Here is a 6,426-nt window from a genome sequence, read left to right as displayed (position 1 = left end):
ATCCTGACCGAAGTCGTCAAGGCGGCGCAGCTGCTGTCGCAGGAGGGCATCGACGCCGAGGTGTTCAGCGTCACGAGCTGGAGCGAGCTCGCGCGCGACGGCCATGCCTGCGAGGAGCGCGCGCTGGCAGGCGATGCGGCGCCGGGAACGCCCTTCATCGCGCGGCAGCTGGGCCTGGGCAGCGGCCCGGTGATCGCCGCGACCGACTACGTGCGCGCAGTGCCCGAGAGCGTGCGCGCCTTCCTCCCCGAAGGCCGCCGCTACCTCACGCTCGGCACCGACGGCTTCGGCCGCAGCGACACGCGCGCCGCCCTGCGACAGTTCTTCGGCGTCGACGCGCAGAGCATCGCGCGCGCGGCGCGGCAGCAGGTGGAAGCCTGGTAACGCTCGACGCCTATAGCCCGTCGATACGTCGCCGGCACAGACCCACGAACTCCTGAACCGCGCGCGACTGAGCCTGTGCCGGGTGGAAGGCCAGGAGCGCGCGGAATTGAACGTTCGGCACCAGCAGGGCATAGCGCAGGCCCATCGCGGCATGTTCTCGCGCAACGATCGGGTTGGTGATCGCCAGCCCGGCGCCGGCCAATACCAGGGCGCACTGGGTGGCGCTATAGGGTGTCTCGACGACGAATCGCGGCGCGATGCCATGCTGCGCGAGCAACCGCTCCAGCCGCTGCTGCGTTGGGTCGGAGGCGGAGAGGCCCACCAGTGGAACGTCGAGCAGGTCTTGCGCTTCGATGCGCGTGCGGCTGGCCCAGGGGTGCATCGCGGGCATGGCACACACCGCCGGCAACTCGTAGAACATCGATGCCACCAAGCCTTTGGTATCGGCTTCATCGCCCATGAAGGCCAGGTCGACCGTCCCTTGCAAGAGGTGCTGGCGCAACGCCTGGGAAGCGTCAACGGTCAGGACACACCGCATGCGTGGATAGAGGCGCTGAAACTCCGTCACGACCCACGGCATCACGCTGGCAGACATCGCATGCATTGCGCCGACACGCAGCACTGCATCTTCGTGCGACTTCAATCCATCGATCTTGCGCTGCACGGCATCGAGACCGACATAGACCCTCTCGACCTCAGTCATCAGTGCGCGCGCCTCGGGTGTCGCCGTCAATCTACCCCTTTGCCGGTCGAACAACTTGAGGCCGGACCGCTCTTCGAACTGGGCCAGCAATTGCGTCACGGCCGGCTGGCTGACGCGCAGGGCGGCGGCCGCGCGATTGGCCGAGCCGAGAAGCATCACCATACGGAAGACTTCTACCTGCCGGGCACTTGGACTCATGGTGGTGAGTATAAGTTTTACTTAACTCATATGCCGAATGCGTGCCCCTCGTCCGGGAGGCATCCTCCTAAGCTCCACGGCATGCAAGACACCCCTCCGCTATCCACCGCTGTCGTCGCGCATGGTGTTCGCCGCAACCCCCGAATGACGCACCTTCGCTGCATTTCCTGCCGTGCGGAGTACCCAATTTCGGACATGTCGGCGGGCTGCCCGCAATGTGCTGTCGCGGGCCGGCCGAGCAGCCTCGAGGTTGTCTATGCCGGCACTCCACGCCTGGAGCCGCGAAGCTCAGGTTATGAGTGGGGCGATTGGCTGCCGTACACCGAAGGGATATCGCTGGGCGAGGGCGAGACGCCCTGCCTGGAGTTGCCGACGCTGGCCGCAGACCTGGGGCTCGGCCGATTGACGATCAAGCACGAAGGCATGAACCCGACGGGTTCGCACAAGGACCGGATGTCGGCGCAGGCCGTGAGTCGCGCGCTGCACGTTGGCGCGCAGACGGTCGTTCTGGCGTCGAGCGGCAATGCCGCAGTGTCGGCGGCCGCATACTGCGCAGCAGCCGGTCTCGACTGCGAGGTCGCCACCTACCGCGACCTGCCGCCTCCCTTCGCTGCCGCGCTACGGTACTTTGGTGCCAGACGCGTGGCCTTCGAAACGGGACACGAGCGTTGGCAGCACGTGCGTCAGCGCGTCGATCGCGATGGGGCATTTGCGCTGACTAACTACAGCGTACCCGCGGTCGCGAGCCCGGTGTTCGGCGTGGAAGGCTACCGGGCAGTGGCGCTGGAATGGGCCGCACAGGGCTGCCGGCCGGACCATGTCCTGGTGCCGACCTCCCGTGGTGACCTGCTGTGGGGAATCTACAGCGCCTTGCGCGACTTGGTCGCGGTAGGGCTCCTGGACCGCATGCCGAGGCTGTGGGCCGTGGAACCCTTCGCACGCCTGACGCGGGTCCTGGAGGGCGCAGTGCTCCAGTCGGAATTTCCCGGAGAGACCGCGCAGTTCTCCACCGCGGGTTCGACCGTCACCCTGCAGCAGGAGCAGGCAGTCCTCATGTCCGGAGGTGGGGCTGTCGTGGTCGGCGATGCCGACGCAGCAAATGGCGTGTCTCGCCTTGCACAGGCGGGTTTCTGGGTCGAGCTGTGCGCTGGCGCAAGCCTGTCCGCTGCCCGCCACTTGCTGCGGACCGGCCGCATTTCTCCGGAGCAGCACGTGTTGCTGCTACTGACCGCCAAGGGCGACCGCGATTCCTTCCAGTTCGATTCCGTTTGATCTTCACCAGGAGTATTTGTATGACCTTCGCCCGCATGTCTTCCACGTTCCTGGCATTTGCCCTGGGGCTCGGCGGGGCCGCCCAGGCCGCCTATCCTGACAAGCCCCTGCGCCTAGTCGTCCCCTGGGCAGCAGGAGGGAGCTCGGATGCCATTGCGCGCGCAGTTGCGCAACGCATGGGCGAAACCTTGGGCCAAAGCATGATCGTCGACAACCGCTCGGGTGCTTCCGGTCGCATCGGCCTGGAAATGGCGGCCAAGTCCGCGCCCGACGGCTACACCCTCGCTCTGGTCGAACTGCCGCACGCGATCGCGCCTGCGGTCTTCACCCATATGCCGTACGACCTCCTTCGCGACTTCGCGCCTATTTCGATGATCGGCGAATCGCCTCTCATCCTCTTCGCCGACAGCGCCACCTACAAGACGGGGGACCTGCAGCGCTTCCTGGACGATGCGCGCCGTGCCCCCAAGCCTTTGCTCCTCGCCACGAGCGGCAATGGTTCCATCAGTCACCTATCAGCCAAGCTTCTGGAAGCCCAGGCAGGGGTCAAGGTCGACGCGATACCGTACCGCGGCTCGGCGCCGGCGCTGATGGACGTCGTCGCCCAGCAAGTGACCGGGCATTTTTCGACGCTGGCCAGCGCCAGCAGCCTGCTGGGCGGGGGCAAGGTTGCACCTCTAATGACGACCGGCGCCACGCGCATGCCGATCCTGCCCGGCGTGCCGACCGCGACCGAATTGAAGATACCCGGCATGCAGTTCTCACAATGGTGGGCGCTAGTTGTTCCTGCGAAGACGCCTGTCGAGATCGTCGATCGCCTGGGCAAGGAGCTCAACAAGGCGCTGGAGTACGGGCCGGTGCGTGACCGGCTCAGCAATCAGGGCATTCAGCTCAAGGGCTCAACGCCCGCCCAACTCGGCATCTTCATGAAGAGCGAAGTGGCGAAGTGGGCCAAGGTGGTCCGCGACTCCGGCATCGAGCCGGAGTAAATCAGCGCAGCTGCTGGCATCGGAAAGAGCCCGATTTCGAGGCCGGTGACCCAGCCTGTCCCGGCGAGCGCTCTGCACCCGACCGTTGTGTTCAACCTCAAAGAAACTTGAAATGAAAAAAACTCTCGTCGCTCTGGCCGCCCTGGCTGTTGCCGGTGTTGCCTCAGCCCAATCATCCGTCACGCTGTTCGGTGTTCTTGACGCCGGCGTCAGCTACTACGACGCCAAGACGGACACCCCCACCGGCGCCATCAAGCAAAGCCAATGGGCCCAGAGCACCGCTGGCTACAACACCAGCCGCCTGGGTTTCCGTGGCACTGAAGACCTCGGTGGCGGTCTGGCCGCGAGCTTTTGGCTTGAAGCGGGTCTTGGCAATGACAACGGCACTACAGGCGGCTCTGTCAGCAGCGTCTCGAGCACTCCCCTCACCGGCTTCTTCAATCGTCGCTCGACAGTAAGCCTGTCCGGCGGCTTCGGTGAAGTGCGGATCGGTCGTGACTACACCCCGACGTTCTGGAACGACACCGAGTTCGATCCGTTTGGCACCAATGGCGTAGGCACCAACATCATTTACTCCGCGCACAGCACTGTTCTCGCTACTGCTGGTGTCAGCGATTCGAACACCGCGCGCGCAAGCAACACCGTGGGCTACTTCTTGCCCCCGAACCTCGGTGGCTTCTACGGCCAGGCCCAATACGGCTTTGCAGAAAACGTGAAGCAATCCGGCCTGCTGACCTTGGAGGCCGGAAAGTACATTGGTGGTCGCGTCGGCTATGCCAAGGGTCCTCTGGACGTGGCTCTGGCCTACGGCGTGGACACCGCAGCCGACGTCATCGGCAACACGATCGAAGCTAAGACCTTCAACCTGGGTGCTTCGTACGACCTCGGCGTCGTCAAGCTCTTCGGTGAGTTCTCGCGCGTGAAGAACATGGCTGACCTGCCAGTGTTCGCTGGCGTCGACAACTCGGTCAACCTGGACGGTTACCTGCTGGGCGCTACCGTGCCCGTGGGTCCTGGCCTGATCCGCGTTGCGTACTCGCAAGCCAAGGCTAAGTTCGACGTCGGCAACGACCCGCGCGCTCGCAAGTTCGCTGTCGGCTATGGGCACAACCTGTCGAAGCGTACGGTTCTGTACGCGACCTACGCACACGTCTCCAACAAAAATGGTGCCGCGATCACGACCGGTGGCTTGCCTACCTTCATTCCTGGTGCTGGAAACGCCGCTTCGAGCGCAAATGGCTTCGACTTTGGTATGCGTCACGCCTTCTGATTTGTGAACTGCCATCGCGAGCGCGGCGGCCCGTTGATCGCGGCAACCGACTACGTGCGTGCGGTGGCCGAGAGCGGGCGCGCCTTCCTGCCGGAGGGGCGCCGCTGCCTCGCGCTCGGCACCGCCGGCCTCTGCCGGAGCGACACACGCGCCGCTCTGCGACAGCTTTCTCGGCGTCGCCGCGCAGAGCATCGCGCGCGGCGCGTACTACACTGCCGCGTCGAAAAAATTCAGAATTAAAAGATATGAGAACAGTGGAGATCAAGGTGCCGGACATCGGCGATTTCGATGAAGTCGTGGTGATCGAGGTGCTGGTGAAAGTGGGTGACACGGTCAAGGCCGAGCAATCGCTGATCACGGTCGAATCGGACAAGGCCTCGATGGAAATCCCGTCGAGCCAGGCCGGTGTCGTGAAGGAACTCAAGGTCGGGGTGGGCAGCAAGGTCAAGGAAGGCTCGGTCGTGCTGGTGCTCGAAGGCGAGGGCGCGGCGGCTGCTGCACCCGCGGCCGCACCGGCAGCCGTTGCCGCGCCGGCACCCGCTGCGGCGCCCGTGCCGGCCGCGGCAAGCCCYGCGGCCGCGACGACGGGACCGGTCGAGGTCAAGGTGCCCGACATCGGTGATTTCAAGGACGTCGCGGTGATCGAGATCCTGGTGAAACCAGGGGACRCRATCAAGGCCGAACAGTCGCTGATCACCGTCGAATCKGACAAAGCCTCGATGGAGATCCCCTCGTCCTCGGCCGGCGTGCTCAAGGAGCTCAGGGTCAAGGTCGGCGACGTCGTCAACATCGGTGACCTGATYGCGGTGCTCGAAGGCTCGACGGGCGGCGCCGCTGCGGCGGTCGCCGGCCCCGCGCCATCGCAGCCCGCCGCGGCGCCCGCGCCCGCGAGCAYCACGGCACCGGCACCGGCACCGGCACCTGCACCGGCTGCGGCCAGCGCCGCGCCACCCGCGGCGCACGATCCGACGGTGCCGCCMAGCGGCAAGATGCCCCACGCATCGCCTTCGGTGCGCAAGTTCGCCCGCGAACTGGGCGTGCCGCTGGAAGAAGTCAAGGGCAGCGGCCCCAAGGGCCGCATCACGCAGGAGGACGTCCAGAACTTCACCAAGGCGGTGATGAGCGGCGCGGCCAGCACCAAGGCATCGGCCGCCAAGGCGCCCGCGGGCGGTGGCGGCGAAGCCCTCGGACTGTTGCCGTGGCCCAAGGTCGACTTCACGAAGTTCGGCGCGGTCGAGCGCAAGGACCTGTCGCGCATCAAGAAGATCAGCGGCGCGAACCTGCACCGCAACTGGGTGATGATCCCGCACGTCACGAACAACGACGATGCCGACATCACCGAACTCGAAGCCTTCCGCGTGGCGACGAACAAGGAGAACGAGAAGTCCGGCGTCAAGGTCACGATGCTGGCCTTCGTGATCAAGGCCGTGGTCGCGGGCCTGAAGAAATTCCCCGAGTTCAACACCAGCCTGGACGGCGATCAGCTTGTCTACAAGCAGTACTTCCACGTCGGCTTCGCGGCCGACACGCCCAATGGCCTCGTGGTTCCGGTGCTCAGGGATGCCGACAAGAAGGGCATCCTGCAGATCAGCCAGGAGATGGGGGAGGGA

Annotated in this window: 6 protein-coding genes and 1 pseudogene; 6 read left to right on the top strand and 1 reads right to left on the bottom strand. The window is 65.3% G+C overall.

Annotation, left to right across the window (positions count from 1 at the left end):
- Positions 1 to 384 (top strand): transketolase-like TK C-terminal-containing protein (locus tag AC1DNF_RS35030; RefSeq protein ID WP_478153470.1); only part of this gene is annotated, 384 nt, incomplete at its 5' end.
- 10 nt (positions 385 to 394) lie between these two features.
- On the opposite strand, the gene AC1DNF_RS35025 is transcribed toward AC1DNF_RS35030, so the two are convergent.
- A complete protein-coding gene (locus AC1DNF_RS35025) occupies positions 395 to 1,285 on the bottom strand; it encodes a LysR substrate-binding domain-containing protein (protein WP_478153468.1) in 891 nt (296 codons plus the stop codon).
- Positions 1,286 to 1,366: 81 nt separating this feature from the next.
- On the opposite strand from AC1DNF_RS35025, the gene AC1DNF_RS35020 reads away from it, so the two are divergent.
- From AC1DNF_RS35020 to AC1DNF_RS35000, 5 genes and pseudogenes are all read left to right on the top strand, one after another.
- Entirely contained in the window at positions 1,367 to 2,557 is a 1,191-nt protein-coding gene (locus AC1DNF_RS35020) for a pyridoxal-phosphate dependent enzyme (protein WP_478153466.1), read from the top strand.
- Between the two features lie 20 nt (positions 2,558 to 2,577).
- Entirely contained in the window at positions 2,578 to 3,546 is a 969-nt protein-coding gene (locus AC1DNF_RS35015) for a tripartite tricarboxylate transporter substrate binding protein (RefSeq protein ID WP_478153464.1), read from the top strand.
- A gap of 112 nt (positions 3,547 to 3,658) precedes the next feature.
- Positions 3,659 to 4,816, top strand: coding sequence for a porin (locus AC1DNF_RS35010; RefSeq protein ID WP_478153462.1), 1,158 nt, complete (start codon positions 3,659 to 3,661; stop codon positions 4,814 to 4,816).
- A 27-nt stretch (positions 4,817 to 4,843) separates the two neighbouring features.
- Positions 4,844 to 5,108: pseudogene (locus AC1DNF_RS35005) on the top strand (hypothetical protein); the annotation flags it as partial.
- On the top strand, positions 5,062 to 6,426 hold a 1,365-nt coding region (locus AC1DNF_RS35000), incomplete at its 3' end, for a biotin/lipoyl-containing protein (protein WP_478153460.1). The pseudogene AC1DNF_RS35005 and the gene AC1DNF_RS35000, both read left to right, overlap by 47 nt.

The organism is Variovorax sp. 01T432 (assembly GCF_056398605.1).
The sequence above is the reverse complement of the archived record's forward strand: the minus strand, read 5'-3'. Positions and strand labels throughout refer to the sequence as shown.

Coding starts and splice junctions, on each gene's coding strand:
- AC1DNF_RS35015 (WP_478153464.1), top strand. CDS start 2,578: ATGACCTTCGCCCGCATGTCTTCCACGTTCCTGGCATTTGCCCTGGGG.
- AC1DNF_RS35010 (WP_478153462.1), top strand. CDS start 3,659: ATGAAAAAAACTCTCGTCGCTCTGGCCGCCCTGGCTGTTGCCGGTGTT.
- AC1DNF_RS35020 (WP_478153466.1), top strand. CDS start 1,367: ATGCAAGACACCCCTCCGCTATCCACCGCTGTCGTCGCGCATGGTGTT.
- AC1DNF_RS35025 (WP_478153468.1), bottom strand. CDS start 1,285: ATGAGTCCAAGTGCCCGGCAGGTAGAAGTCTTCCGTATGGTGATGCTT.